The organism is Pseudonocardia alaniniphila (assembly GCF_022524485.1).
Classification (GTDB): domain Bacteria; phylum Actinomycetota; class Actinomycetes; order Mycobacteriales; family Pseudonocardiaceae; genus Pseudonocardia; species Pseudonocardia alaniniphila.
On record NZ_JAKXMK010000003.1, the window covers coordinates 101,362 to 126,796 of the forward strand.

Genomic DNA, 25,435 nt, shown 5'->3' on the forward strand with positions numbered 1-25,435 from the left:
AAGCCCGAGGCAGACTGGCACGCGATGGCACAGTCGGTCACCGCCCGTGTTCTCCAGGTGCTCGCCGCGTTCAGCGCCGAGCGCCCCGAGCTCACGCTCACCGAGATCAGCAGACGCACGGCGCTCCCGCTGACCACCACGCACCGCATCGTCGGCGAGCTCGCCGAGTGGGGTGCTCTGGAACGCGCCACCGATGGCCGCTACCGCGTCGGGCTGCGGCTCTGGGAGGTGGGCGCGCTCGCCCCCCGCGGACTGGGGCTGCGCGAGACGGCCATGCCGTTCCTGGAGGACCTCTACGAGGTGACCAGGCAGAACGTGCAGCTCGCGGTGCTCGACGGCGACGAGGCGGTGTTCCTGGAACGGCTGTCGGGGCGCGGCGCCGTGCGCGTCCTCACGCGCGTCGGAGGCCGGCTTCCGCTGCACGCCACGGGCGTCGGGCAGGTCCTGCTCGCCTTCGGCGGGGCCGAACTGCAGGAGAGGGTGCTCGCCGGTGCCCTCAAGCGCTACACGGATCGCACGCTGTGCGACCCCGAGGACCTGCGCCGGGCGCTCGCCGAAGTCCGCCGCACGGGCGTGGCGGTCACCGCCGGCCACGTCGAGCTGGTCGCCACCTCGGTCGCGGCGCCGGTGCGAGGCCCGCGAGGCGACGTGGTGGCCGCCCTGTCGGTGGTGGTGCCCTCCGCCAACTCCGACACCATGGCGTTCGTCCCGGTCGTCCGAGCTGCCGCAATGGGGATCTCCCGGCGGCTCGGCGCCCCCGACTGATCCTCCCGGGCATATGGAGGACATTGCGCGCACACTCGTCGACCTCGGCGCCGCCCGTGGACAACGATGAGAACAGACGGCACGGGTGCGAGGAAGGTCCTGTTCGCCCGGTGCCGGCGCGGGGTGGTCCCGTCGGGTACCGAGGAGGTGGAATGGCGAGCGCCGGGTCGCGGCTGTGGACCGAGCTCGCGCGCCACGAGACGGACGGCCCGCTGCCGCTGCTCTTGCTGGTGCTCACCCTGACGACGGGCGTGCTGGACGCGGTCAGCCTGCTCGGCCTCGGCAGGATCTTCGTCGCCAACATGACCGGCAACGTGCTGATCGTGGGGTTCGCGATCGCGGGGGCGCCGGGGTTCTCGCTGGCTGCCTCCGTGGCGGCCCTGGTGGGGTTTCTCCTCGCGGTGTTCGTCGGACGGCGGCACGTCGAGCGGTGGTACGGCCACCGTGGCCGGCTGGTGCGCAATACCGCGGCGATCGAGTTCGGGCTGCTCCTGGCCGCCCTCGTCGTCGCAATCGTGCGTCCCGGCGCCCCCGACACGCCGAGCGCCGTGGTCGTCGCCGCGATCCTGGCCATCGCCATGGGCCTCCAGAACACGACCGTGCGCCGTCTCGGGGTCCCGGACCTGACCACCACCGTGATCACGATGACGATGGTCGGCATCGTGGCGGACCGCGGCACGACCGGCCGGGTCAGGGCCGCGCGCCGGATCCTCGCCGTCGCGATGCTGCTCGTCGGGGCGATCGCGGGGGCGCTACTGATGCTGTATGCCGGTATCGTCCCGGCGATCGCGGTCGCGACCGCGCTGCTCGGGATCGTGTTCCTGATCGCCGCTTTGCGCAGCCGCCGCCTCGCGACCTGGCAGCTCGGACAGAACTGAGACGTCACCGGTGAGGCCGGGGACGCCGCCGTTGCGTCTGCTTCCGGCCCAGCCGTGACGGTCGTGCCCTGCCGGCCGCTCCGTAACCTCCTGGGACTTGCGCGTCAGTAGTCGTTGACACGACGATCACCCCTCGTGGACGTCGTCGAGTTCCGCCCCGAGCCCGAGCAGTACGCATGGACATTCGGTGGGGTTGCACCCACCCACCGCATCACGCCCGGCACCGTGCTGCGGCTGTGGACGGAGGACGCCTTCTCCGGACGGCTGCAGCGCACCTCTGACAAGCCGTCGCAGGTGCTGGACATGACCCAGGTGAACCCGCAGACGGGGCCGTTTTACGTCGAGGGCGCGGAGCCGGGCGACACGCTCGCGCTACACATCGTCGACCTCACCCCGGCACGGGACTGGGGGGCGTCGACCACCATCCCGTTCTTCGGCGCGCTCACCGGCACCGACCGCACCGCCCTGCTGAACGAGCCGCTCCCCGAGCAGACCTGGATCTACCAGCTCGACCGCGCCCGGGGCACCGTGCTCTTCGAGGCCCAGCGCTCGCAGCTCGAGATCGAGCTGCCGCTCGCACCGATGCTCGGCACCGTCGGCGTGGCGCCGCCCGGGCGGGAGGTCCGCTCGAGCCTGGTGCCCGACACCTTCGGCGGCAACATGGACACCCCCGAGATGCGGGCAGGCACCACCTGCTTCCTCGGCGTGAACGTCGAAGGTGCCCTGTTCTCCGTCGGCGACGGCCACTACCGCCAGGGCGAGGGCGAGAGCTGCGGCACCGCGGTCGAGGGCGCCATGAACGTCACGCTGATCGTGGAGCTGATCAAGGGCGGGCAGCGCAGCGCCGGCGGAGCGCCCATCAACACCGCGCCGGCGTGGCCCCGGCTGGAGCACGACGACCACTACGCCGTCGTCGGCTCGTCCCGGCCGCTGGAGGACGCCTGGCGGGCCAGCCAGGTCGGCATGGTCGGTTGGCTCGGCGAGCTCTACGGGCTCGACCCGCTCGACGCCTACCAGCTGCTCACCCAGGTCAGCCGGTCACCGCTGGCGAACGTCTGCGACACCAACTACAGCGCGGTCACCAAGATCGAGAAGGCGCTGCTGCCCGGCGCAGAGGCGTACGGGGGCATGCACCGCCATCTGCGTGACCAGGCCCGCGGCCTTTAGTGCCGCGACACTGAGGAAGGACCTCCGATGGATCTACAGCTGACAGGCCGGATCGCACTGGTCACCGGCGGCACGAAGGGCATCGGCCGCGCCGTCGTCGAGGGCCTGGCCACCGAGGGCGCCAAGGTCGCCTTCTGCGCGCGCACCGAAGCCGATGTCGCCAAGGTCGAGGCGGAACTGCGCGGCGCGGGCCACGACGTCACCGGCACCGCACTCGACGTCGCCGACGCCGACGCCCTCACCGCATGGGTGGCCGCATCGGCGCAGCACTACGGCGGCATCGACATCGTCGTGGCCAACGTGAGCGCCCTCTCGATCGGCCCCGGCCCGGAGCACTGGAAGCCGAGCTTCGAGGTCGATCTCATGCACACCGTGCGCACGGTCGACGCGGCCCTCCCGCACCTCGAGGCGAGCGGCGTCGGCTCCATCGTCGCGGTGTCGAGCGTCTCCGGCCGGGAGGTCGACTTCGCGGCGGGCGCGTACGGCGTGATGAAGGCGGCGCTCGTGCACTACACGTCCGGGCTCGCGTTCCAGCTCGCCGGGAAGGTGCGCGCCAACGCCGTCTCGCCCGGCAACACGTACTTCGAGGGCGGCGTCTGGCACAGCCTCGACCAGAACGACCCGGAGTTCTTCGCCCAGGCGCTCGGGCTCAACCCCACCGGCCGGATGGCCACCCCGGAGGAGATCGCCTACGGCGTCATCATGCTGGCGAGCCCCCGGGCAAGTTTCATCACCGGTACGCATCTCGTCGTCGACGGCGCCCTCACCCGTGGGGTACAGCTCTAGGCATGCGCGAGTTCCGAGTCGAGGTCCCCGAGACCGAGCTGGACGACCTGCGGGAGCGGATAGCCCGCACCCGCTGGCCCGAACCGGCCACCTCGCCGGGCTGGACTCAGGGCGTGCCGCTGGACTACGCCCGCGAACTCTGTAGCTACTGGGCCCGCGAGTACGACTGGCGGCGCTGCGAGGCCGAGCTCAACGCGCTCCCGCAGTTTCGCACCGGACTCGACGGCGGCGGTGACGACACCGTCGAGGTGCACCTGATCCATGCTCGCTCCCCGCATCCCGGCGCGTTGCCGCTGCTGCTAACCCACGGCTGGCCCGGCTCGGTCGTCGAGTTCCTGGACGTGATCGAGGCCCTGACCAGCCCGCCCGACCCCCGCGACGCGTTCCACCTCGTCGTGCCGTCGCTGCCGGGCTACGGCTTCAGCGCCAAGCCCACGGTTCCCGGGTGGGGCATCGAGCGGATCGCCACGGCGTGGGCGCAGCTCATGGACCGGCTCGGCTACGACCGTTACGGCGCTCAGGGCGGCGACTGGGGCTCGCTGATCACCTCTGCCCTGGGCACGGGCGCCCCGGAGAGCCTCGTCGGCATCCACCTGACGATGCCGCTCGCGGAGCGCCCGCCGGACGCCGAGGCCCAGCCGCTCACGGTCGCGGAGAAAGAGGCCTTCGCCGCGCGCGAGAGCTTCCAGAAGCTCGGCACGGGCTACTCCAGCGAGCAGTCCACCCGGCCGCAGACGATCGGCTACGGCCTGCTCGACTCGCCGTCGGCGCAGTGCACCTGGATCGTGGAGAAGTTCTGGGACTGGACGGACTGCGCGGGCCATCCCGAGAACGTCATCTCACGCAACCGGCTGCTCGACAACGTCATGCTCTACTGGCTTCCCGGCAACGGCGCGTCCTCGGCGCGGCTGTACTGGGAGAGCTTCAAACGGCGGCGGTTGGACGAGGTGCCGGTGCCTACCGGCGTCACCCAGTTCCCGCAGGAGCTCGTGCGGCTGCCCCGGCACTGGATCGAGCGGCGCTACACCGACCTGCGGCACTGGAGCGAACCGAAGACGGGCGGCCACTTCGCCTCGCTGGAACAGCCCGAGGTCTTCGTGGACGAGCTGCGCACGTTCTTCCGCCCGCTGCGCTGACGCCCCGTGGGCTGATCCCTGCCTCAGGTCCGGTCGCCGCCGACGACGACGGCGGCCGGACCGACCCCCGACGGGCCGGGCTGCCAGAGCGATCACCACCGGGAAGTTGCAATGTAGGTGCGGAGAGACCGGTCGGCCACTCGGAGCGCGATCACTCCGCCCGGCGCGGGGCGGCCGCTCGCAGCAACAGGTGCATCCCGAGGTCCGTCGAGCGCTCCCGCACGTCGGAACGCCCGCCCGGAAGGCGCGGATCGCGCGCCAGCACGAGACCGTCGCCGGTGGTGACGCAGAAGCAGACATAGCCGACCGGCTTCGCCTCCGTGCCGCCGTCGGGGCCGGCGACACCGGTGATCCCGACGCCGACGTCGGCTCCGAACCGCTCCCGTGCGCCGTCGGCGAGAGCCCGCGCCACCTCGGGCGACACCGCTCCGTGCTCCTCGATCATCTCCGCCGGCACGCCGAGCAACTGCGTCTTCGCGGTGTTCGAGTAGGCCACGACACCGCCGGCGACGTACGCGGAGGAGCCGGGCCGGTCGACCAGCCGCGACGCGAGCATCCCGCCCGTGCACGACTCGCCCGTCGCGACGGTCCAGCCACGCTCCAGCAGCGCACGGGCGAGCAGCTCGTCGGTGGTGGAGCCGTCGTCGCTGACCAGGTGCTTCGCGTGCCGGGCCGCGAGAGCGCCGTGCAGCTCGGACGCGAAGACCGCGGCACCAGGCTTCGGCCGCAGGTCCACCTCCAACTCCCCGCGGCGCAGACAGGTGGTGACCTCCACCCCGGACAGATCCATCTCGGCGTCGAACTCGCGCAGCGTCGCCGCGATCTCGGACTCGGGGAGCCCGAAGAACCGCAACGACCGGGTCTCCGCCGCAGGCACGCCGGCGAGCAGCTCCCGGAACGGCGGCGCTTCGAGCGCGGTCGGCCACATCCCCTGCAGCTCGCGGGGCGGCCCGGGCAGCACCACCACGAGGGGCCCGCCCGGCCGGGGCACCACCAGCCCCGGCGCCGTGCCCACCGGGGGCAGCGCCAGGGCACCGCGCGGCACCATCGCCTGCTTGCGGTTGGCCTCCTCGATCGCCGTCGCGGAGAACTCGGTACGGGCCGCCCAGCCGCGTCGAAGGATGCCGGCGATGTGCTCGCGCATGTCGTCGTCCAGCACCAGGTCGACACCCGCGAAGGACGCCACCACCTCGGCGGTCAGGTCGTCGGCCGTGGGCCCGAGGCCCCCGCTCGTGACGACCAGCACGCAGCCCGAGTTGACGGCGAACCGCAGTGCGGCGTCGAGATCGTCGGGACGGTCGCCGACGAGCAGCACGTGCGCAACCTGGAAGCCGAGCTCGCCCAGCTCACGAGCGAGCCACGGGCCGTTGCGGTCGGTGATCGATCCCGTCAGAAGCTCGCTGCCCGTGACGATGACGGCCGCGCGCGGCCGCTCCCCTGACTCCATGCCACCGACGTTATCCGCCGGAAGCGGATCAGGCGGGGTCGAGGTCGCGCCTCTGTGCCGCGACCGACTCGATAGCCGCGACGACGGACTCGTCTCCGACCCGCACCGCCTCCCCCACCAGCGCCGGATCGACGCACAGGGAGCCCATGCCGACCGACCGGGAAGGCCCGATCGCCGCCAGGTGCCCGGGGCCACGGTCGGGATGGGCGGCATCGGTGACCAGCCGCAGGTCGGCGCCGTAGCGGCGGGATCCCTGCGCGACCGTGCCCAGCCCCGGCACCACCCTGTCGAGGGCACGGGCCCAGAGCGACAGCCCCGCGTCGGCGTCGGGGTGCAGGTCGTCGGTGCCGCGGCAGAGCACGACGAGCACGTGGGTGGCCCCGCCGCGCAGCGCCCGCGCCATCGCCAGCGGTTCGCCCACCGACCCGTCCACCCAGCGGCGCCCCCCGTAGGAGACCGGTGGGCCGCAGAGCAGCGGGATCGACGCGCTCGCCCGCAGCGCCAGCCGCCAGTCCGCGACCGTCTCCATCCCCTCCAGGGTGTGCGGGCTGAGGTCACCCGCGTCCGTCGCCACGATCCGCAGCGACGCCGGGGTCTTCCCCAGCTCGTGCCACGCCATCGGCTTGCGGTCGTCGAGCACCTCGTGGATCAGGTGGTCGAGCGCCACGACGGGACGCCTGCTGCCGAGCCTGCGCATGTTGATGAACACGTCGGTGCAGAGGTCCTCGGGGTAGCTGGCCGCGCAGGCCGCGGCGTCGCCCGTGAGGAAGGCCGCCGCGCTGAAGGCCCCCGACGACGCGCCGTACACCTCGTCGAACGCCGGGACCAGACCCGCGCGGTCCAGCGCCCGCAGCATGCCGGCGACGTAGGCGCCCCGCATCCCCCCGCCGCCGATGACCAGGGCGACCCGATGATCGTCCGAACGCTCTCCTGGCTCACTCCCCTCGGCTCTGCGATCCAGCAGGACGCTGATCACATCCCGGTCGCCATGGAGGAAGGGGACGAGAGCCGCCGATGCCACGGCAGAAGGGTACGTGCCGCCTGGCGCATTTCTGAGGGTGGCCACCGACGTTTGGCAGACCAATCCCGACCGATCGACGCGAAAAGGACACACCTCACCCATCGGACTGTCCGATTCGCCTTAGCGTTCCTGCCGCCCCCCATAGCCCAAACTTTGGAAGGCCCCGGTTGTCCCCCTGGAACGCTCCTCATTCGCCGACCTGGGTCGGCGAGCTGGACCGCCGTGCCGCCGTCTCCAATCTCGTGGTGGCCCCCCACTTCACCGCGGCCCGGCTGCTCATCACCTCGAGCGGCGCCCCCGTCGGCATCGCCGAACTTCCGCTCGTCGGCGGCATCGCCCGCGCCTCCGCCGTCCGTGCCGCCATCGACGTCCAGCTCGGCGAGGTACCCGACCCACCCCTCCCCCCGTGGTCCGACGAACCGCTCACCGTCGTGGTGGCAACAAGAGGACGCGCGAGCAGCCTCGAACGTTGCGTGCGCGCCGTGCTCGCGGGCGACCACCCCGACATCACCGTGCTCGTCGTGGACAACGACCCCACCGACGACCGCACGGCCGCCGCAGTGCGCGCTATCGGCGACCCCCGCGTCCGGTACGTGCTCGAGCCGCGCCGGGGTGCGTCCGTCGGCCGCAACCGCGGCCTGCAAGAGGCCGACACGGAGATCGTCGCCTTCACCGACGACGACACCGAGCCGGACCGCGGCTGGGCCGGACGCATTGCAGGCGCGTTCGCGGCCGACCCCGCGCTCGCCTGCGTGAGCGGCCCCGTGCTCGCCGCGAGCCTCACCTCCGCCGAGGAGGTGGCCGCCGACAGCGCGCTGGCCTGGAACAAGGGCTTCGAGCGACGGCACTACTCGCTCGACGAACCGCCTGCCGACTCCGCGATCTTCCCGTTCTCCCCCGGGCTGTTCGGAATCGGCGCCAACCTCGCGGTGCGCGCCGAGGCGGCGAGGGCCGTCGGCGGTTTCGACGAGGCACTCGGCCCGGGCTCCCTCACCTACGGCGGCGAGGACTGCGAGTTCATGGTGCGGCTCATCCTCGCAGGCCACGTCCTCGGCTACGAGCCTTCGGCCTGGGTCTGGCACCACCACCGCACCAGTCCGGCGGCCCTGCGCGCCCAGCTGGAGGGCTACGCGGTCGGGCTCGGCGGCTTCCTCACGAAGATCGCGCTGGACCGCCGGGCCCGTGCGGTCGCGGCCCGGCGGATCCCCGCTGCGCTCGCGCAGCTGCGCCGCATCTCCGAGCGGGAGAGCGAGGCGGGCCCCGCGATGCCTGCCGGCGCCACCGGCGTGCGCCTGCGCGGTCTCGTGACGGGTCCGGTCGCGTACCTCTGGGGCAGGCGGGTCGCCAGGCGCGCAGGCGGCCGGGTGCCACCCCTCGTGGCACCGCGCCGGCCCGCGCCGTCGGAGTCCCTCGACCTCACACCCACCGGGCTGCTCCTCTGACCCCTCGGCCACAGCGGCGCCGCAGCGGCGGGCTACCCCAGCCCGAGTCGCTCCGGCGCCGTGGCGATCTCCGCCAGTCGCGCCCAGGGCTCCGGCACCAGACGCCGGACGGCTGAGTCCAGCACACCCATGCGACAGGTGATCTCGGCCGCTACGGTCTCGGCGTCCGCGCCGTCGGTGCCCGTTGCGCCCTCCGCGGCGCGGCGGCGAATCGTGTGGGCCATCTCGAACGTCTTGCCCGTCCCGAACGTCATCCGGGAGTCGACATCAACAAGGTCACCGTGACGCAGCTCGCGGAGGAACCGCACGTGTGTCTCCAGGAGCACGATCCCCAGACCGTGCTCCTGGAGCCGGGCCATCGAGCAGCCCGCCGCGGTGAGGTGCTCTGTGCGCGCGTGCTCCCCGTACTGGTGGTAGACGGCGTGGTTGACGTGGCCGTTCGCGTCGATCTCGTAGCTGCGGACGTTCACGCGAACGGAGAACCGGTCAGACATCCCGGCAGCATCTCTCAGCCTGCACGGCCATGGCGCCCCGCCCCGACGAGATCACCTCGATCCCGCCGTGGCCGCGATCCGCTGCGGGGGGACGCAGCGGAGGGGGTGTTGTCGACGCCCGCGAGGGGCGCCCGTAAGGTTGAAGCGCGGTTGAGACAACAGCCCGCCCCACCAGTCCACGACGTCATTTCGAGGAGCCGGTGCGCATGAGCGGCGATTTCCCCGTCGAGTCCGGAGGCTCAGCAGCTTCCGACGACATCGGCGAGGTCGTCCGGTTCGACGTCGTCGGCCACGGTGACGGCGTCAGGGTGATGCACGTGGTCGGTGAGATCGACACCCTCACCGCTCCGGTGCTGCGCGACCGCGTCACAGAGCAGCTCGCCGAGGTCACGCTGCTGGTCCTCGACCTCACCGATGTCTCGTTCCTCGGTTCGGCCGGACTCGCCGTGCTCGTCGCGGCCAAGGACGAGGCCGAGCAGCGGAAGTGCCGTCTCCGGCTGGTACCGGGCTCGCGCATCGTCACCCGCGCGTTGGAGGCCACCGGCCTGCTCGGGCTGTTCGAGGTCGCCGACGGCGTCCCGCAGGCGCTCGAGGTCAATCGCTGACGTCGGATGTCCAGAGCAGGAACAGGCGCCGTCACCGCCGCAGCCGAGGCCCGATAGCCTGCCGCATGGAGGTGTAAGGGCGCCTGGTGGCCCCCGCGGTCTTCAAAACCGACGTGGCCGAGCATCTCGGTCAGGCGGGTTCGATTCCCGTCCGCCTCCGCCATTTCCTGCCTCGACCTGGAGCGACGAGCCGCCTCCCCGGCCCTGAACGGGACCCGCGCCAACACCTCGACCGAACGCCTCGGCGGGTCGTCCGCGGATAACCGCTGATCAGTGCGATTGTGGGGGGATGGCCCTCGACCTGACTGCGCTCACCGCGGCCGAGATCGTCGAGCGCGTGCACGACGGGCGGCTCAGCGCCGTCGAGGTCGCCCGAGCCCACCTCGCCCGGATCGCCGAACGCGAGCCCTGGGTAGGTGCGTTCCAGGAGCACGACCCCGAGCGTGTGCTCGCAGAGGCGGGGGCCGTCGACTCCCGGCCCGACCGCTTCGCCCTGCCGCTGGCGGGGGTTCCGGTGGCGGTGACGGACAACGTGGACGTCGCCGGTTACCCGACGCGGCACGGCTCGGCGGCCACCTCCGGCGAACCGGCCCGGCGCGACGACGAGCTGGTCAAGCGGCTGCGCGGCGCCGGGGCCGTGATGATCGGCAAGACCCGGATGTCCGAGCTCGGGATCTGGGGCTTCACGCACTCGGCGCTCGGTGTCACGCGCAACCCGCTGGACCTCGAACTGGATCCCGGCGGGTCGAGCGGCGGCAGCGCGGCGGCGGTGGCGGCAGGGATGGCGGTGATCGCGTTGGGCACCGACGGCGGCGGGTCCATCCGCATTCCGGCGGCGTACTGCGGGGTCGTGGGGCTCAAGCCGGGCACCGGCGTCGTGCCACTGCCCGGGGGCGCGCCGGAGCACTGGTGCGGACTCACCGCCGCCGGGCCGATCGCCCGCACGGCCGCGGACGCCGCTCTGATGCTCGGCGTGCTGAGCGGGCGCGGTGATGCCGGGCAGCGGGACATCGACTCGGGTGACCTCTGGCCGGCGCGCATCGCCCTGTCGTTGCGCGATCCGTCGCCCTCACCGATCGGGCGCCTGCATGCCGACAACCGGGCCGCCGCGGTGGGGGCCGCGGCTCGGCTGCGCGCGGAACCGGGCGGCGCGACCGTCGCCGTGGCGGACCCGCCCTACCCGCGGAACCTGGCTTCGCTCTGGACGCGGCGGTGGCAGGCGGGGGTGGCCGCTGATCTCGCCGACCTCGGCCTCGACGACACGGACGTGGAGCACCGCACCGCCACGCTGGCACGCAAGGGCCGCCGGGTGCTGCGGTTCCGGCCGCCGTACCCGGAGGCCGCCGCCGTCTGGCGCGAGCGGTTCCTCGACTGGCTCGACGCGGGCGGCCACGACATGCTGCTGACCCCCGCGGTGGCAGGCCCATCGCTGCGCGCCGGCGCCCTGCTCGGCCGCCGGTACCTACCGACGCTGCTGGTCTCGGCCGTCCGCGCCCCGTACACGCAGGCGTGGAACCTGGCCGGGCTGCCCGCGGTGGTCGCCCCGGTGACGGTTCGGGGCGCGCCGGTGGGTGTGCAGCTCGTGGGCCGGCCGGGCGACGAGCCGAAGCTGCTCGCCGCCGCGGCACGGCTGGAGTGGCGCGCGGTGCCTGCGCTGGCCGCCTCCGCCAGGGGCCGGTGATCGGGGGACCCGGCCCCTGGCTCTGAGCGCGGCTGGTTAGTTCTGCTTCTTCCAGGGACCGGTGATCGCGAACATGATCCCCGGGGTCTGGATGTTGCCGAACAGAACCTTCTTGTCGTTCGAGTAGACCGGGCCGGTGAACTCGCTGCCGTTGCCGAGCTCGTTGCGGGCCATCGGGAACGACTCGCCCTTCTCAGAGATGCCGAGGAGGTGCTGCACACCCTCGCCGTCCTCGGCCACGATCAGGCCGCCCCACGGGGAGACGGCGATGTTGTCCGGGCCGTCGAACGCGCCGTCCTGATCCGGGTTCGGGTTGACACCGAAGCGCACCTTCAGGGTGAACGTCTCGCGCTTGGGGTCGTAGAACCACACCTGGCCGTCGTGCTCAGCCGGGCTGTCCTCGCTGCGCGCGAAGCTCGTGGCGATGTACGCGCCGTTGTCGCCCCACCAGGCACCCTCGAGCTTGTGCCCGCGGGTCACCTGGTCGCCGGTGAACTGCTTGCGCGTGGAGGTGGTGCGGGCGTCACGGTCGGGCACCTCGGTCCAGGTGACGCTGTAGGTGGTGCCGATCTCGGTGGCGCGGGACAGGTCGTCGACGAAGGCGCCGCCCTTGTCCGTGCAGCGCATGGCGGCGAGCACACCGTCGGTCGGGCCGAGCTCCTTCAGGCCGCCCTTCTTCGGCTTGAAGCCCTTCGGCGCCTCCCAGCGGTAGAGCAGGCCGTTCGGGCCACCCGCGTCCTCGGTGAGCAGGATGTTGCCCGACTTCGGGTCCACGACCGCGGCCTCGTGGGCGAACCGGCCGAGAGCCTTGATCGGCTGCGGGTTCTTGTTGGCCTCCTGGTCGAACGGGTCGACCTCGAAGACGTAGCCGTGGTCCTTGGTGCGGCCGCCGGAGCCGGCGAGCCCCTCGGTCTCCTCGCAGGTCAGCCAGGTGTCCCACGGCGTGATGCCACCGGCGCAGTTGGTGGCGGTGCCCGCGATCCCGACGAACTCGCGGACCCGGTTGCCGTCCTTGTCGGTCTCGATGATCGTGCAGCCGCCCGCGCTGCCCTCGTCGTAGGTGAGGTCCTTGAGGTGCGGCACCGGCAGCTTCGTCTTGTCGAAGGGGTCGCCCAGCTCGTGGTTGTTGACCAGAACCGTGCCGCCGCCCTTCGCCTTGAAGGCGCCGGTCCCGTCGTGGTTGCTCGGCGTGAACTCGCCGGACTCCAGCTTCGTCACACCGGCCTCGGTGACGACCGTGTACTTGAAGCCCTCCGGGAGGGCGAGGCGCTTCGCGGGGTCGGCCACCAGCGGGCCGTACCCCACGCCCGCCGGCGCCGGAGCGGCGGCCGCGTTGGGCGCGGTGAGCAGGACCTCGCTCGCACCCAGCAGCACGACACCGGCACCGGCAGCGGCAGTCCCGCGCAGGAACCCGCGGCGGGACATTCCGTTCGTCATCGATGTTCTCCCTGTCACGTACGTGGCCGATCGAGTTCACCCGACCGGGTGGTGGCCGGGCGTCACGTTCGCCGATCTACACGGCCGGGAGATGAACGGGGAGCGACGCTCACAGGACGCACACAGGACGGTCATCAGCGTCGTGGCGTGTCACAACGGACGAAGCTGGTGTGGGCAGCGGGAACGGCCCGGAAGGCGCGGACGGGTCAAGAACGTGGCGGTGCCCACACCCCCGTCGCAAGGAACCGCTCGATCGCGGCCGTGTACGGCGCGAGATCCATCCCCTGAGCAGCCACCCAGCCGTCGTCGTAGTAGCTGTGCCGGTAGCGCTCACCGCCGTCACAGATCAGCGTGACGATGCTGCCGCGCACCCCGGCGTCGAGCATCCGGGCCACCAGCTGCCACACCCCCCAGAGGTTGGTGCCCGTGGAGCCGCCACCCCACCGTCCGGTGACGGCATGCAGGTGCCGCACCGCGGCGACGCTGGCCGCGTCCGGCACCGGGATCATCAGGTCGATCAGGGAAGGGATGAAGCTCGGCTCCATCCGCGGCCTGCCGATGCCCTCGATCCGGGAGGGCATGCCGGTGGCGTAGTCCGGGGCGCCCGTGGTCCAGCCGGGAAAGAACGCCGAGTTCTCGGGATCGACCACGGCGAGACGCGTCGTGTGGCGCCGGTAGCGGAGGTAGCGGCCGAGGGTCGCGGACGTCCCGCCGGTGCCGGCTCCCATCACGATCCATTCCGGTACCGGATAACGCTCCAGCGCGAGCTGACTGAAGATCGACTCGGCGATGTTGTTGTTGCCCCGCCAGTCGGTGGCGCGCTCGGCGTAGGTGAACTGGTCGATGTAGTGCCCGTCGCACTCCGCGGCGAGCCGCTGCGCCTCCGCGTACATGTCCGGCGCGCGGTCCACGTAGTGGCAGCGCCCGCCGTACCGTTCGATCAGCGCGATCTTCTCCGGGCTCGTCGACCTCGGCATCACCGCGACGAACGGCACCCCGATCAGCCGGGCGAAGTAGGCCTCCGAGACGGCGGTGGACCCCGAACTCGCCTCGACGACGGTGGTGCCCTCGACGATCCATCCGTTCACCAGCGCGTAGAGGAAGAGCGAACGGGCGAGCCGATGCTTGAGACTGCCCGTCGGGTGCACCGACTCGTCCTTGAGGTAGACGTCCACACCCCATTCCGCCGGCAGCGGGAACGGGTGCAGGTGCGTGTCGGCCGACCGGTTCGCATCGGCCTCGACGAGCCGGATCGCCTCGGTCACCCAGGCACGGGTGCGGTCACAGGATCGGTCGACAGGCTCGGTCACGAGCGCCAGTGAAGCGCACCGGGACCGGACCGGCCCCGCTGAGGCCGCGGCAACCAGTGCAATCCCGCGTGCCGGACGACACCGGCACGGTCCGAACAGGAGATCGCTGACCTGCGAAAACCCGTTGTGTTCGGCGTCTAGCCGACCGTAGCCGCAGGCAGGGCCGTTCGCGTGAGCCGGTGGGGGCGAATGGCTCATCTCGCCCGGTACGGGGCGTCTCGGTATTGACCGGGCACCGCGGACGCCCGTACTACAGGCGCGGGACTGGGCGTCCCGGCGGGGAACGACGACCGGGTTGGCCGGTCCCGGGCGCCCGCGGTCCCGAGGGGACCTCCCATGGCAGCAGCCACGCGGCACGACACCGGCAGCACCCCGGTCATCGCCAGGCCCGGGCTGTTCCACGCCCGGATGGCCGGCATCTCCGGCGTGGTGTTCGCGGTGTTGTTCACCGTCGGGCTGGTACTGCTCCAGCAAGCGCCGGACCTGGAGGCCTCGGACGCCGAGTACGTCGCGTTCTACAGCTCGGGATCCGGCAACGTACTGGTCGCACTCGGCCTGTACGTCGTCCCGTTCGCCGGCATCGCCTGCCTCTGGCACATGATCGCGACGCGCACCCTGCTGCAGGTGCTCCGCCCGGCGTCGTGGTCGCAGATCCCGCACTGGCTGCATCTGGCCGCGGGAGTGCTGTTCGTCGCGATGCTCTACAGCGGCGCGGCCGCGGTCGGCGCGGTGGCCCTGCTGTCCCAGTTCTCGAACGTGCCGGCGCCCGCACCCGACGTCGCCCGCGCCCTCTCGTCGGTGGGCTACTCGATGGTCTTCGTCTACGGCGTCCGGGCCGCCGGCGTGTACATGATCACCACCACCGGGCTCGCCAGGCTGGCCGGCGTCCTACCGCGCTGGCTCGCCGCAGCGAGCTACGTCATCGCCGCGTTCCTGCTGGTCAGCGTGACCTTTCATCCCGCGATCCTGCTGGTGTTCCCGGCCTGGGTGCTCATGATGAGCATCCTGCTGCTCGCGCACCGGCCGATTGGAGAAACACCATGAGTGAGCCGATCGGACTCGACGAGATACCCGGTCCCCGAGGGCTCCCGCTGCTGGGCAACATCTTCGACCTCGACGCCCACAACCCGATCGACGCACTGGTGCGAATGGCCGGTGAATACGGGCCGCTGTTCAAGCTCAACGTCCCCGGTGGCATGCGCCTGTTCGTATCCGGCCCCGAACTGGTGAACGAGATCTGTGACGAGCAGCGCTTCGACAAGCAGGTCGGCGGGGGCCTGTCCAACCTGCGCCGCGGCGGCATGTCGAACGGGCTCTTCACCTCCCGCACCGACGACCCGTTGTGGCACCGCGCGCACAACATCCTGATGCCGCCCTTCAGCCAGCAGTCGATGCGCGACTACATGCCGAAGATGCTCGACATCGCCGATCAATTGATGGAGAAATGGGGGCGGCTCAATCCGGGCGAGGACGTCGACGTGCCCGCGGACATGACCAGGCTGACCCTCGACACCATCGCGTTGTGCGGGTTCGGCTACCGGTTCAACTCGTTCTACCGCGACACCCCGCACCCGTTCGTCGAGGCGATGGTGCGTTCCCTGACCGAGGCGCAGACCAGGGTCCGGCAGACGAAGCTGCAGACGCGTCTGCGGGTCCGCGCCCAGCGTCAGGCGGAGGAGGACCAGGCGTTCATGAACGACCTGGTCGACCGGCTGATCACCGAACGCCGCGCGGAGGGGGACGCGGCCGACACCACCGACCTGCTCGGACGGATGCTCGTGGGCGTCGACAAGCAGAGCGGTGAGCGGCTGCCCGACGTCAACATCCGCGCGCAGTGCATCACGTTCCTCATCGCGGGCCACGAGACGACCTCGGGCCTGCTCTCCTTCGCGATCTACTACCTGCTCAAGAACCCGGACATGATGGAACGGGCGCGCGCCGAGGCCGACGACGTGCTCGGCACCTGGGCGTGGCCGACCTTCGAGCAGGTGCAGCGGCTCACCTACATCAGGCAGGTGCTCGACGAGGCCCTGCGGCTCTGGCCCACGGCCCCGGCGTTCAGCCGCTATCCCTACGAGGACACCGTGATCGGCAGCCGGTACGCGATCCCCGCCGGCACCACCCTCAGCGTCGTGATTCCGGCGCTGCACCGCCAGACATCGGTGTGGGGCCCGGACGCGGAGGAGTTCAACCCGGACCACATGGGCCCCGAGCGGCTGGCCGGCCTTCCCCCCAACGCCTACAAGCCCTTCGGCACGGGGCAGCGCGCGTGCATCGGGCGGCAGTTCGCGCTGCAGGAGGCCACGCTCGTACTCGGCATGCTGCTGCAGCGGTTCGAACTCGTCGACCACCTGGGCTACGAGCTGAAGACCAAGACGACGCTGACCGTCAAGCCGGACGAGTTCCGGATCCAGGTCCGGCCCCGCAGCGACGTCCACATCGAACGGGGCGCCGTCCCACCGGTGGCGACCGAGAGCCCCGCACGCACCGAGTCCATCGGCACCGCTGCCGCCGCTGCGGTCGCCCCGGCGGTGGCGCGCCACGGCACCCCGCTGTCGGTGCTGTTCGGATCGAACCTCGGCACGGCCGAGGGCATCGCCACCCGGCTGGCGCAGGAGGGCACGGAACGCGGCTTCGACGTGACGCTGGGCGCGCTCGACGACCACGTCGACGACATGCCCGCGAGCGGGGCCACAGTGATCGTGTCCTCGTCCTACAACGGCACGCCGCCGGACAACGCCGACGCGTTCTGCCGATGGATCACCGGAGCGGGCGACGGGGCCGCCGAGGGCGTCGCGTACACCGTCTTCGGCTGCGGCAACACCGAATGGGCAGCCACCTACCAGGCCGTGCCCACGCTGCTGGACGAGCAGCTGGAGGCCCACGGCGGCCGCCGCGTGCACCGCAGGGGCGAGGGCAACGCGGCCGGTGACTTCGACGCCCAGTACCGCGACTGGCACAGCGACCTCTGGTCCGACCTCGCCACCGCGCTCGACCTGCCAGCCGAGGTCGGCGCCGCCGTCGACGGCGGGCCGCGGCTGTCGCTCACGTTGACCAACCGGCAGCTCACCAACCCGGTGATCGTGTCCTACCGGGCCCGTCCGGGGCGGGTCACCGTCAACCGGGAGCTACTGATCGGCAACGGCAAGCCGGTCGACCGCTCCACCCGGCACGTCGAGATCGCGTTGCCGCCGGAGATGCCCTATCGCGCCGGTGACCACCTCGGCGTGCTCCCGCGCAACAGCGTCGACCTGATCCGGCGGGTGATGGCGCGCTTCGGACTGGACGCCGGTCAGTACGTCACGATCATCCCGCGCAGCGGCACCCACACCCACCTGCCGATCGAGGAGCCCGCACCGTTGCTCGGCGTGCTCGGCAGCTGCGTCGAGCTGCAGGACGTGGCCACGCGCGACGACATCCAGACCCTCGCCCGCTACACGACCGACCCGGACCAGAAAGCGCAGCTCGAGTCCTTCGCCGGCGACGACGAGGAGGCCCACGCCCGCTACACCGAGCACGTGTTCACGCCGAACCGGTCGATGCTCGACCTGCTCGAGGCGTTCCCGGCATGTGAGGTGCCGTTCGAGGTCTTCCTCGACATGCTGCCTCCGCTGCGCCCGCGGTACTACTCGATCTCCTCGTCACCGATGGCGGATCCGGAGGTCTGCAGCATCACGGCAGGGGTGCTCCGCGGGCCTGCCCGGTCCGGGGTGGGGACCTTCACCGGGATCTGCTCGGGGCACCTGTCGATCGTCCCGGAGAACGGCACGGCCTTCGTGTTCGTCCGGCAGCCCTCGATCCCGTTCCGGCCACCGGAGAACCCGCACGTGCCGATGATCATGATCGGCGCCGGCACGGGGCTCGCACCCTTCCGCGGGTTCCTGCAGGAACGGGCGGTCCTGCAGCAGCAGGGAGTGCCGATCGCGCGGTCGCTGCTCTTCTTCGGCTGCCGCCGCCCGGACACCGACATGCTCTACGCGGACGAGCTGAGCACGTACGAGGGGCGGGGCGTGGTGCGCGTGGAGAACGCGTTCTCCCGGGCCGACGCACGCTGCCGGTACGTCCAGGACGCGATGCTCGACTGCTCCGACGAGGTGTGGAGCCTGTTGCAGCAGGACGCCGTGGTGCTCGTGTGCGGCAACGCCGGGACGATGGCACCGGGCGTCCGCGCCGCCCTGCAGAAGATCTTCCGAGCCCACACCGGCGCAGGCGAGTCCGACGCCGAGGCCTGGCTCGCCGGCCTACGCAGCGCCGACCGCTACCTGGAGGACATCTGGGGCGGCTGAGCGCAGCCCCACCGCAACGAGCTCCGAGCTCAGCGAAGGGTTATGCGGCCCGTGCCCGTGCGGGCGCGACCGATCACCGCTGCGGGGGCACCCAGCCGCGCCACCGCCTCGGCCGCCCGGTCGGGCGCGGCGCCGAACAGGAGGCCACCGGAGGTCTGGGCGTCGGCGAGCAGCAGGACTTCCAGCTCCGCGAACCCGGCGGGGTCCACCGACGGGGCCACCCAGTCGCGGTTGCGGCGAGTGCCCCCGGGGATCGTCCCCGCCTCGGCCAGCGCGCGCGTGCCGGGCAGGAACGGCACGGCGGCCACGTCCAGGTCCACGTCGACGCCGGAGGCTGCCGTCATCTTCGACAGGTGCCCCAGCAGCCCGAACCCGGTGACGTCGGTGCAGCCGGTGGCGCCGGCGTCCACGGCGGCCGCCGCCGCTGCGGAGTTGCTCGCCGTCATCGACGCGACAGCGGCCTCCTGCACCTCGGGGGAGGCGGTGCCCGCCTTGATCGCGGTGGTCGCGATGCCGACCCCGAGGGCCTTGGTGAGCACCAGCACGTCCCCGTCCCGGAGCCCGGCGTTGGTGAGGATCCGGTCCGGGTGCACCTCCCCGACCACGGCGAGGCCGTACTTGGGCTCCGGGTCGTCCACGCTGTGGCCGCCGACCACGGCGAAGCCGCTCTCCGCGCCGATCTCGGCCCCGCCCGCCAGCACCTCGGCGAGCATCGACGTCGGGAGCTCCGACGACGGCCAGGCCACGAGGTTCAGCGCGAACAACGGGCGTCCGCCCATCGCGTAGACGTCGGACACCGCGTTCTGTGCGGCGATCCGGCCCCAGGTCCGGGGGTCGTCGACCAGCGGGGTGAAGAAGTCGGTGGTGGCGACCAAGGCACGGTCGGCGTCGAGCCGCCACACCGCGGCGTCGTCGCCGGTCTCGGTGCCGACCAGCAGGTCGGGGTGGGACTGCGGGGTCAAGGTGCGCAGCACGGTGGCGAGCTCGCCGGGAGCGAGCTTGCATGCGCAGCCCGCGCCGTGGCTGAACTGCGTAAGGCGGCGGGAGAGGGTGGATTCCGACACACCCCGAGCGTAGGAGTTCCCGGCGGCGATGGCAGTCAGGACGAACCAGACCAAACCGGCTACCGCACGAAATCACCCGCCTGTCGATCTCGGGTTCAGTTTCGCTCGTTCGGGGGAACAAACTACGCGCCGTGACGATCAGCGGCCAGAACCCTGCTCACGGAGTCCCGAACGTGCAGAGCGCAGGAACCGGCGGCCCGTCATCAGGGGGAGCGTCCTTCGACGTGGTCAGGCGCGGGTACGACCGCGATCAGGTCGACTCTCAGATGCGGGAGCTGCGCGACCGGCTGGCCTCCGCGGAAGCGGCCCGCCAGGGCGCAGAGCAGCACGCCCGGGCCACCGAGAAGGAGATGCGGGCCCGCGCCGCGGCTCAGGCGGACGCACCGATGTCGCAGGACAGCTTCGGGTTCCGCGCCGAGAAGATCCTCCGGCTGGCCGAGCGTGAGGCGGCCGACGTCCGCAACCGCGCGGCCAACGAGGCCACGGCGCTCCTCGAGCAGGCCCGCGCCGACGCGGAACGGCACCGCCACGAGGTGGAGCAGGCGCTGATCGCCCGGTCGGCCGAGCTGGACCAGGAGGCCACCCAGCGCAACGTTGCTCTGCAGGAGCGCGAGCAGCAGGCCGCCGCCACTCTCGCCGCGGCCCGCGACGACGCCGCCCGCATCACCGACGACGCGCGGCACGCCGCCGACGCCCTCGTCAGCGAGGCGCAGGCCCGCGCCGAGGAGGTGCGCCACCGCAGCGAGCAGGACCTCAAGCGCCGTCGCGAGGCCGCCGAGCAGGAGCTGCGCCGCGTCGAGGGGCTGCACGAGAACGTGCGCAGCGAGATGGGCAGGCTCCACAAGCTGCTCGGTGCCGAGCTGACCACGGGCCCGGAGAGCGCGCCGTTCGGCGGCGACGGCGCCGACGCCCCCGCAGCCCGGCCTGTTCAGCGCGAGCGTTCGACCGTCGGCTGAACCGGCCGCCCGATCGGCGGCGGCGCAGCTCCCCGCGCCGCCGCCGAAGGCCCTGGCTGCGAAACGTCGACGTGTTGCCTGGTCGTAGGGTGGTCTCGTGACCACGGTGGATCCGCGGCGACGCGTGCCGCGAACCGACGCGGTCCTGGCCGAGCCACGGATCGCGGCCGCGGCCGAGCGGCTCGGCCGCGCGCTCGTCAAGTCGGCGGTCACGGCCGCGCAGGACCGCGCCCGGCGAGGTGAGCTGCCCGTCGAGCAGGAAGCGGTCGTGAGCGCCGTTCTCGACTCGTTGCCGACCACCGCCACGGGCCTGCGACCGGTGCTGAACGCCACCGGGGTGCTGCTGCACACCAACCTCGGACGAGCCCCGCTCTCCGCGGCCGCCCGGGCCGCTCTGGACCTGGCCGCCGGTACCTGCGACGTCGAGCTCGATCTCGCCACCGGCGGGCGCGGTCCCCGCGGCGCCGCGGCCATCGACGCCCTCCTCGCCGCCGTGCCGGGTGCAGCGGCCGCCCATCTGGTCAACAACGGTGCCGCCGCGCTCGCGCTGGTGGCCGTCACGCTCGCCACCGGCGGTCCCGACGGGCGCCGCGAGATCGTCATCGCGCGCGGCGAGCTCGTCGAGATCGGCGACGGGTTCCGCATCCCCGAACTGCTCACGGCCACCGGCGCGCGCCTGCGCGAGGTCGGCACCACCAACCGCGTGAGCCGCGCCGACTACGCGGCCTCGGTCGGTCCCGAAACCGCGCTGATCCTCAAGGTGCACCCGTCTAACTTCGTGATCAGCGGCTTCACGCGATCCGTCGAGATCGAGGAGCTCACCGACCTGGGTGTGCCGGTCGTCGCGGACATCGGCTCCGGTTTGCTGGCGCCGCACCCGCTGCTCCCCGACGAGCCCGACGCCGCGAGCTCGCTCGCACGCGGGGCCACCCTCGTCACGGCCTCAGGCGACAAGCTGCTCGGTGGTCCGCAGGCCGGGCTGCTGCTCGGAGCGCCCGGCGAGGGAGCCCAGCTCGTGCAACGGATCCGGCGCCACCCGCTGGCCAGGGCGATGCGGGTGGACAAGCTCACCCTGGCCGCGTTCGAGGCCACCCTCCGCGGCCCGGCGCCGCCCACCAGAGCCGCGCTCGACGCCGACCCGGCAGCCCTGCGCGGTCGCGCCGCGCGGGTGGCAGGCTCGCTCGCCGAGGCGGGCGTGGACGCGGTCGCGGTGGACTCCGCGGCCACCGTCGGCGGTGGGGGCGCGCCCGGCGTCACACTGCCGAGCGCCGCGATCTCGCTGCCCGAGCGGTATGCCGACGCACTGCGCGCCGGTGAGCCTGCCGTGCTCGGACACGTCGAGCACGGGCGCTGCCTGCTCGACCTGCGTGCCCTGCCGCCTGACGCCGACGCCGCCCTCACCGCTGCGGTGCTCGCCGTGGGAGCAGGTCGTGAGCGGTAACGAGGGGCGGTCCGCCCGTGCCGTGGTGGCCACCGCGGGGCACGTGGACCACGGCAAGTCCACGCTGGTCCGCGCGCTCACCGGGATGGAGCCCGACCGGTGGGCCGAGGAGCGCCGCCGCGGCATGACGATCGACCTGGGCTTCGCGTGGACCACGCTCGCGTCGGGCACCACCGTGGCGTTCGTCGACGTTCCCGGCCACGAGCGGTTCGTCACCGCCATGCTGGCCGGAGTCGGGCCCGTGCCCGCCGTGCTGCTGGTCGTGGCCGCCGACGAAGGCTGGATGCCGCAGTCCGCAGAGCACGTCGACGCGCTCTGCGCCCTCGGTGTGCGCCACGGGCTCCTGGTGATCACCCGGAGCGACCTCATGGAGCCGGAGCTCGCCCGCGACGAGGCACTCGAGCACCTGGCCGGTACACCGCTCGCCGGCCTGCGGACCGTCTGCGTGTCGGCGGCGACCGGCTCCGGGCTCGACGAGCTGCGCGACGCACTGGACGACCTGATCGCCGGCCTGCCCGCGCCGGACACCACGGCGGACGTGCGTCTCTGGGTGGACCGTGCCTTCACCATCCGGGGGGCCGGCACGGTGGTCACCGGCACGCTCGGGGCCGGCCGTATCCGTGTGCACGACGAGCTGGAGCTGCTCACGGCCGAGGGCGCTCGCACGGTGAGCGTGCGCGGTCTGCAGAGCCTCGGCGCCGACGCCACCGAGGCCGCCGGTGTGTCCCGGGTGGCGGTGAACCTGCGCGGAGTGCCCCGCGAGGCCGTGACCCGCGGCGACGTGCTGCTCACCCCCGGAGCCTGGCTCGCCACCGACCTGCTCGACGCCCGCCTGCACGGGATCCGCGACGGCATTCCCGTCGACGTCGACGACCTGCCCGCCGAGCTGAGCCTGCACATCGGCGCGGCGGCCGTCACAGCCCGGGTACGGCCGCTCGGCGCCGACACCGTGCGGCTGCGGCTGCGCCATCCGCTCCCGCTGCGCGTCGGAGATCGGGCCGTGCTGCGCGATCCCGGGCGTCGGGTGGTCGCGGCCGGGCTGACCGTGCTCGACGTCCGTCCCCCGGAGCTGCGCCGCCGTGGATCTGCCACCAGGCGCGCGGCCCAGCTCGCGACGATGACCGGCGTCGCGTCCGCGGCCGCGGAGCTGGCCCGCCGCGGCATCGCGCGCCGCAGCGAGCTGATCGCCATGGGCGTCACCCGCCCCGATGTGGACGCCGTGGCGCGCGTGGCGCCAGGAGCGGCCGGGTGGCTGGTGGATCCCGGGCGGGCCACCGGGATCGCGGCCGAGCTGGCGGCTGCGGTGGCCGCGCACGACACCGACGACCCGCTCGACCCCGGCCTGCCCACCGAGGCGGCGCGGCGGGCCGTCGGCCTGCCGGAGCCGCGGCTGGTGGAGGCAGTACTGCGCCATGCCGAGCGGGCAGGAAGCGATACCGGCCTCGTGCTGCGGGACGGGCGGGTCGCGCGATCGGCGGCACGCTCGCTGCCGCCCGCGGTTCGCGCCGCGATGGACGCGCTGCGCGCCGACCTGGAGCGCACCCCCTTCGCAGCGCCGGAGGCGGCGCGCCTTTCGGAACTCGGGTTGGGGCCGCGACAGGTCGCCTCGCTCGTCAAGACGGGCGAGCTGATGCGGATCGCCGACGGCGTCGTGCTGCTCCCGGGCGCCGACAAGCGTGCCCTGGAGGTGCTCGCCGACCTCGGCCCCGAGTTCACGCTCAGCGCGGCACGCCAAGCACTCGGTACCAGCAGGCGGGTCGCCGTGCCGCTGCTCGAGCTCCTGGCCAGCGCCGGACACACCGTCCGGACCCCCGACGGGGGTCACCGGCTCGCCTGAGAACCAGGACGAGTGTCTGGAGTGGCACAGCAGCCACGTGGCCCCTACCGTGAGCCTCGATGTCCGAGACCCGTGAGAACCTGCCCGCCGATCCGCCGTCCGTCAGGCGGGGCGGCGACGTCGACGACCAGATCACCCTGGGCCGGCGGAGCCCTGCACCCGGGCAGGTCGTGATCGAGGTCGGAGGTGAGGTCGACATGCTCACCTCGCCTCAGCTGCGCTCCGCCGTGATCGACCAGTTCGGCACGGAAGCGGGCGTGGAGCTCGTGGTGCTGGCCCTCGACGGCGTGTCGTTCCTCGGCACGAGCGGCTTGGCCGTCCTCATCGAGGTGCGCGAGGCGGCCCACGCGGCGGGTGTGGAGCTTCGGCTGGCGTGCACTGCGCGTCGCGTTCTCCGCCCGTTGACGATCGCCGGGCTCGTGCCGTTGTTCGACATTCATGACACGGTCGAGCAGGCCTTGGCGGCCACCTAGCCCGAGTGAGTGACCCGTGACAGTGGTGAGCTGTATCACACCGGATCGGGCGAAGAGCGGCGTCGCCCGAGAGCGTGGAGGCGCCCACGCCGCGTAGGCGGCGCTCTGAGCTGCTCGAACGGCCGAGCAGACGTCCCACGGGCGGCCGCGGAACCGAGCGTTCGGCCAGCGCCGAACGCCGGCAGCTCCCTCATGTCCGATTGGGGGGTGTTTGGCCCCTCAACCAGCCGGGAACGACGTCGTGGATTCGCCGAGTGCCGTCGGGCACGAACGACAAGAGGTGACGATGAGCGACGTCAGCCGGCTTCCCGGCCCGATGGACCATGCGTGGCAGTGGCAGCGGTTGGGTTCCTGCCGGGGGATGGACAGCGCCGTGTTCTTCCACCCGGACGGTGAACGTAACCCGTCCAGGGCGCGCCGGACCGCACAGGCCAAAGCCGTCTGCCACCGATGCCCGGTGATCGAGCAGTGCCGGGAGTTCGCTCTACAGACCCGCGAGCCGTTCGGGGTGTGGGGCGGCTTGGCGGAGTCGGAGCGTCGCGTGATCCTGGAGCAGCGCGGCGTGCCGCTGGCGAGCTGAGCGGCCAGAACGGAGCGAGGGGTGGTCCGGGCTCGGGCCACCCCTCAGCGTGTCAGGCGCCTTCCTCGCCGACGACCGACAGCTCGAGGCAGAGGTAGCGCAGCAAAGGAATGCCGTACACCTGCGCGATGCGCCGAGCGGCCCGGTTGACGACGGCGCGTGCGGCGTCGGCGGGTGCAGGGACGGGTGCCAGGCAGTAGACGCCCGGCTCCGGATCGAAACCGACCAGTTCGCTGATCGCCGCCACGACGTCGTGCTCGGCCCATGGGCCCAGCGGCTGTCGGAGCCCCAGGCGGTGCAGGTGCAGGCCGGGGACGCCGAGTTGGTCCACATCGGCGCGGAGCTCGTCGTAGCCGTCGTCGACGCCGTCGCCGTACCCGTCGAGCGCCTCGACCACGGACACCGGCTCGTCGTCGGCGATGATCAGAACGTCGATGTGCGGGAATGCGGCGACCGCTCGCGCCAGATCCGACTCGGGCCGTAGTAGCTCCATCGCAGTGACGGCAACTGCAACGGCCCGTCGCCTCTGCAGAGAAACAGGCGATCGTTCGATGACAGATGTTGCCATCGGTGCGGAGATCGGAATCTCCGGTACCGCGACCATGTAGTACGTCCCCCTAGACGCGTGC

The 25,435-nt window shown here is 72.3% G+C and carries 22 protein-coding genes and 1 tRNA gene; 16 read left to right on the forward strand and 7 right to left on the reverse strand.

Features of this window, described 5'->3' with window-relative positions:
- Positions 1–24 precede the first annotated feature (24 nt).
- The 5 genes from MMF94_RS03325 to MMF94_RS03345 all read left to right on the forward strand — a co-directional run bounded on the left by MMF94_RS03325 (position 25) and on the right by MMF94_RS03345 (position 4,732).
- Positions 25–765, forward strand: coding sequence for an IclR family transcriptional regulator (locus tag MMF94_RS03325; RefSeq protein WP_241034735.1), 741 nt, complete (start codon positions 25–27; stop codon positions 763–765).
- Between the two features lie 152 nt (positions 766–917).
- Positions 918–1,643: a YoaK family protein gene (locus tag MMF94_RS03330; protein WP_241034736.1), complete on the forward strand. Its 726-nt coding sequence runs from the start codon at positions 918–920 to the stop codon at positions 1,641–1,643.
- A 135-nt stretch (positions 1,644–1,778) separates the two neighbouring features.
- Positions 1,779–2,810: an acetamidase/formamidase family protein gene (locus MMF94_RS03335; protein ID WP_241034737.1), complete on the forward strand. Its 1,032-nt coding sequence runs from the start codon at positions 1,779–1,781 to the stop codon at positions 2,808–2,810.
- Positions 2,811–2,837: 27 nt separating this feature from the next.
- Positions 2,838–3,596 (forward strand): SDR family NAD(P)-dependent oxidoreductase, encoded by a 759-nt coding sequence (locus tag MMF94_RS03340; RefSeq protein ID WP_241034738.1) that lies wholly within the window; start codon positions 2,838–2,840, stop codon positions 3,594–3,596.
- A 2-nt stretch (positions 3,597–3,598) separates the two neighbouring features.
- Positions 3,599–4,732, forward strand: a complete 1,134-nt coding sequence (locus MMF94_RS03345) for an epoxide hydrolase family protein (protein WP_241034739.1) — start codon at positions 3,599–3,601, stop codon at positions 4,730–4,732.
- 151 nt (positions 4,733–4,883) lie between these two features.
- Here MMF94_RS03345 and MMF94_RS03350 read toward each other — a convergent pair whose 3' ends face one another.
- Entirely contained in the window at positions 4,884–6,179 is a 1,296-nt protein-coding gene (locus MMF94_RS03350; RefSeq protein ID WP_241034740.1) for a competence/damage-inducible protein A, read from the reverse strand.
- 28 nt (positions 6,180–6,207) lie between these two features.
- On the reverse strand, positions 6,208–7,200 hold the full coding sequence (locus MMF94_RS03355; RefSeq protein WP_241034741.1) for a patatin-like phospholipase family protein: 993 nt from the start codon (positions 7,198–7,200) through the stop codon (positions 6,208–6,210).
- A 167-nt stretch (positions 7,201–7,367) separates the two neighbouring features.
- Here MMF94_RS03355 and MMF94_RS03360 point away from each other — a divergent pair, with 167 nt between their 5' ends.
- Positions 7,368–8,642, forward strand: coding sequence for a glycosyltransferase family 2 protein (locus MMF94_RS03360; protein ID WP_241034742.1), 1,275 nt, complete (start codon positions 7,368–7,370; stop codon positions 8,640–8,642).
- A gap of 32 nt (positions 8,643–8,674) precedes the next feature.
- On the opposite strand, the gene MMF94_RS03365 is transcribed toward MMF94_RS03360, so the two are convergent.
- The gene (locus tag MMF94_RS03365; RefSeq protein WP_241034743.1) at positions 8,675–9,136 is read right to left on the reverse strand and encodes an acyl-CoA thioesterase; all 462 of its coding nucleotides are present in this window, start codon (positions 9,134–9,136) and stop codon (positions 8,675–8,677) included.
- 206 nt (positions 9,137–9,342) lie between these two features.
- Here MMF94_RS03365 and MMF94_RS03370 point away from each other — a divergent pair, with 206 nt between their 5' ends.
- From MMF94_RS03370 to MMF94_RS03380, 3 genes are all read left to right on the forward strand, one after another.
- The gene (locus MMF94_RS03370; RefSeq protein WP_241034744.1) at positions 9,343–9,741 is read left to right on the forward strand and encodes an STAS domain-containing protein; all 399 of its coding nucleotides are present in this window, start codon (positions 9,343–9,345) and stop codon (positions 9,739–9,741) included.
- Positions 9,742–9,808: 67 nt separating this feature from the next.
- A tRNA-Sec gene (locus MMF94_RS03375) sits at positions 9,809–9,904 on the forward strand.
- A 126-nt stretch (positions 9,905–10,030) separates the two neighbouring features.
- Positions 10,031–11,422, forward strand: coding sequence for an amidase (locus MMF94_RS03380; protein WP_241034745.1), 1,392 nt, complete (start codon positions 10,031–10,033; stop codon positions 11,420–11,422).
- A gap of 36 nt (positions 11,423–11,458) precedes the next feature.
- Here the strand turns inward: MMF94_RS03380 and MMF94_RS03385 are convergent, their stop codons facing one another.
- Both MMF94_RS03385 and cds1 read right to left on the reverse strand, forming a co-directional pair.
- The gene (locus tag MMF94_RS03385) at positions 11,459–12,859 is read right to left on the reverse strand and encodes an alkaline phosphatase PhoX (protein WP_241034746.1); all 1,401 of its coding nucleotides are present in this window, start codon (positions 12,857–12,859) and stop codon (positions 11,459–11,461) included.
- A gap of 206 nt (positions 12,860–13,065) precedes the next feature.
- Positions 13,066–14,169: an L-cysteine desulfhydrase Cds1 gene (gene cds1 / locus MMF94_RS03390; RefSeq protein ID WP_241034747.1), complete on the reverse strand. Its 1,104-nt coding sequence runs from the start codon at positions 14,167–14,169 to the stop codon at positions 13,066–13,068.
- A 336-nt stretch (positions 14,170–14,505) separates the two neighbouring features.
- Here cds1 and MMF94_RS03395 point away from each other — a divergent pair, with 336 nt between their 5' ends.
- Both MMF94_RS03395 and MMF94_RS03400 read left to right on the forward strand, forming a co-directional pair.
- The gene (locus MMF94_RS03395; RefSeq protein ID WP_241034748.1) at positions 14,506–15,213 is read left to right on the forward strand and encodes a hypothetical protein; all 708 of its coding nucleotides are present in this window, start codon (positions 14,506–14,508) and stop codon (positions 15,211–15,213) included.
- Complete coding sequence (locus tag MMF94_RS03400; protein ID WP_241034749.1) at positions 15,210–18,455, forward strand: bifunctional cytochrome P450/NADPH--P450 reductase; 3,246 nt, start codon at positions 15,210–15,212, stop codon at positions 18,453–18,455. Before MMF94_RS03395 ends, MMF94_RS03400 begins: the two co-directional genes overlap by 4 nt.
- Positions 18,456–18,484: 29 nt before the next feature.
- Here the strand turns inward: MMF94_RS03400 and selD are convergent, their stop codons facing one another.
- Positions 18,485–19,519 (reverse strand): selenide, water dikinase SelD, encoded by a 1,035-nt coding sequence (gene selD, locus MMF94_RS03405; protein WP_241034750.1) that lies wholly within the window; start codon positions 19,517–19,519, stop codon positions 18,485–18,487.
- Positions 19,520–19,692: 173 nt separating this feature from the next.
- On the opposite strand from selD, the gene MMF94_RS03410 reads away from it, so the two are divergent.
- The 5 genes from MMF94_RS03410 to MMF94_RS03430 all read left to right on the forward strand — a co-directional run bounded on the left by MMF94_RS03410 (position 19,693) and on the right by MMF94_RS03430 (position 24,806).
- Entirely contained in the window at positions 19,693–20,475 is a 783-nt protein-coding gene (locus MMF94_RS03410) for a hypothetical protein (RefSeq protein ID WP_241034751.1), read from the forward strand.
- 97 nt (positions 20,476–20,572) lie between these two features.
- Positions 20,573–21,916, forward strand: coding sequence for an L-seryl-tRNA(Sec) selenium transferase (gene selA / locus MMF94_RS03415; protein ID WP_241034752.1), 1,344 nt, complete (start codon positions 20,573–20,575; stop codon positions 21,914–21,916).
- Positions 21,906–23,753: a selenocysteine-specific translation elongation factor gene (selB, locus tag MMF94_RS03420; protein ID WP_241034753.1), complete on the forward strand. Its 1,848-nt coding sequence runs from the start codon at positions 21,906–21,908 to the stop codon at positions 23,751–23,753. Before selA ends, selB begins: the two co-directional genes overlap by 11 nt.
- 59 nt (positions 23,754–23,812) lie before the next feature.
- Positions 23,813–24,226, forward strand: coding sequence for an anti-sigma factor antagonist (locus MMF94_RS03425; RefSeq protein ID WP_241034754.1), 414 nt, complete (start codon positions 23,813–23,815; stop codon positions 24,224–24,226).
- 286 nt (positions 24,227–24,512) lie between these two features.
- Positions 24,513–24,806, forward strand: a complete 294-nt coding sequence (locus tag MMF94_RS03430) for a WhiB family transcriptional regulator (RefSeq protein WP_277398639.1) — start codon at positions 24,513–24,515, stop codon at positions 24,804–24,806.
- A 52-nt stretch (positions 24,807–24,858) separates the two neighbouring features.
- Here the strand turns inward: MMF94_RS03430 and MMF94_RS03435 are convergent, their stop codons facing one another.
- Positions 24,859–25,299 (reverse strand): hypothetical protein, encoded by a 441-nt coding sequence (locus MMF94_RS03435; RefSeq protein WP_241034755.1) that lies wholly within the window; start codon positions 25,297–25,299, stop codon positions 24,859–24,861.
- Positions 25,300–25,435: the final 136 nt, after the last annotated feature.

Excerpts from the sequence above, each read along its gene's own strand:
- MMF94_RS03430 (WP_277398639.1), top strand. The coding sequence starts at position 24,513 with ATGAGCGACGTCAGCCGGCTTCCCGGCCCGATGGACCATGCGTGGCAG.
- MMF94_RS03400 (WP_241034749.1), top strand. The coding sequence starts at position 15,210 with ATGAGTGAGCCGATCGGACTCGACGAGATACCCGGTCCCCGAGGGCTC.
- MMF94_RS03370 (WP_241034744.1), top strand. The coding sequence starts at position 9,343 with ATGAGCGGCGATTTCCCCGTCGAGTCCGGAGGCTCAGCAGCTTCCGAC.
- MMF94_RS03380 (WP_241034745.1), top strand. The coding sequence starts at position 10,031 with ATGGCCCTCGACCTGACTGCGCTCACCGCGGCCGAGATCGTCGAGCGC.
- MMF94_RS03395 (WP_241034748.1), top strand. The coding sequence starts at position 14,506 with ATGGCAGCAGCCACGCGGCACGACACCGGCAGCACCCCGGTCATCGCC.
- MMF94_RS03365 (WP_241034743.1), bottom strand. The coding sequence starts at position 9,136 with ATGTCTGACCGGTTCTCCGTTCGCGTGAACGTCCGCAGCTACGAGATC.
- MMF94_RS03425 (WP_241034754.1), top strand. The coding sequence starts at position 23,813 with ATGTCCGAGACCCGTGAGAACCTGCCCGCCGATCCGCCGTCCGTCAGG.
- MMF94_RS03330 (WP_241034736.1), top strand. The coding sequence starts at position 918 with ATGGCGAGCGCCGGGTCGCGGCTGTGGACCGAGCTCGCGCGCCACGAG.
- MMF94_RS03325 (WP_241034735.1), top strand. The coding sequence starts at position 25 with ATGGCACAGTCGGTCACCGCCCGTGTTCTCCAGGTGCTCGCCGCGTTC.
- MMF94_RS03345 (WP_241034739.1), top strand. The coding sequence starts at position 3,599 with ATGCGCGAGTTCCGAGTCGAGGTCCCCGAGACCGAGCTGGACGACCTG.
- MMF94_RS03435 (WP_241034755.1), bottom strand. The coding sequence starts at position 25,299 with ATGGAGCTACTACGGCCCGAGTCGGATCTGGCGCGAGCGGTCGCCGCA.
- MMF94_RS03340 (WP_241034738.1), top strand. The coding sequence starts at position 2,838 with ATGGATCTACAGCTGACAGGCCGGATCGCACTGGTCACCGGCGGCACG.
- MMF94_RS03385 (WP_241034746.1), bottom strand. The coding sequence starts at position 12,859 with ATGACGAACGGAATGTCCCGCCGCGGGTTCCTGCGCGGGACTGCCGCT.
- MMF94_RS03350 (WP_241034740.1), bottom strand. The coding sequence starts at position 6,179 with ATGGAGTCAGGGGAGCGGCCGCGCGCGGCCGTCATCGTCACGGGCAGC.